Origin of the sequence: Shigella sp. FC1567, from assembly GCF_001743015.1 — a bacterium.
GTDB classification, from domain to species: domain Bacteria; phylum Pseudomonadota; class Gammaproteobacteria; order Enterobacterales; family Enterobacteriaceae; genus Escherichia; species Escherichia coli.
This window is the reverse complement of sequence record NZ_MIIV01000395.1, coordinates 1-478: the sequence shown is the minus strand read 5'-3', so window position 1 is coordinate 478 and position 478 is coordinate 1. Positions and strand designations below refer to the sequence as shown.

General features: G+C 45.8%; 2 tRNA genes and 1 rRNA gene. All 3 read right to left on the bottom strand.

Features of this window, described 5'->3' with window-relative positions:
• Positions 1-160 precede the first annotated feature (160 nt).
• A tRNA-Ala gene (locus BHE85_RS18510) sits at positions 161-236 on the bottom strand.
• Between the two features lie 42 nt (positions 237-278).
• Positions 279-355: transfer RNA gene (locus tag BHE85_RS18505), tRNA-Ile, on the bottom strand.
• A gap of 68 nt (positions 356-423) precedes the next feature.
• Positions 424-478, bottom strand: a 16S ribosomal RNA gene (locus BHE85_RS18500); the annotation flags it as partial.

Sequence of the window (478 nt, the reverse complement as noted above, 5' to 3'; positions counted from 1 at the left end):
CGATTCATCATCGTGTTGCGAAAATTTGAGAGACTCACGAACAACTTTCGTTGTTCAGTGTTTCAATTTTCAGCTTGATCCAGATTTTTAAAGAGCAAAACTTCGCAGTGAACCTTTTCAGGTACACTCTGAAGTATTTTTTATTTAATCACTACAGAGATGGTGGAGCTATGCGGGATCGAACCGCAGACCTCCTGCGTGCAAAGCAGGCGCTCTCCCAGCTGAGCTATAGCCCCATAACATGTAGTTAAAACCTCTTCAAATTTGCCGTGCAAATTTGGTAGGCCTGAGTGGACTTGAACCACCGACCTCACCCTTATCAGGGGTGCGCTCTAACCACCTGAGCTACAAGCCTGTAGAGGTTTTACTGCTCATTTTCATCAGACAATCTGTGTGAGCACTGCAAAGTACGCTTCTTTAAGGTAAGGAGGTGATCCAACCGCAGGTTCCCCTACGGTTACCTTGTTACGACTTCACC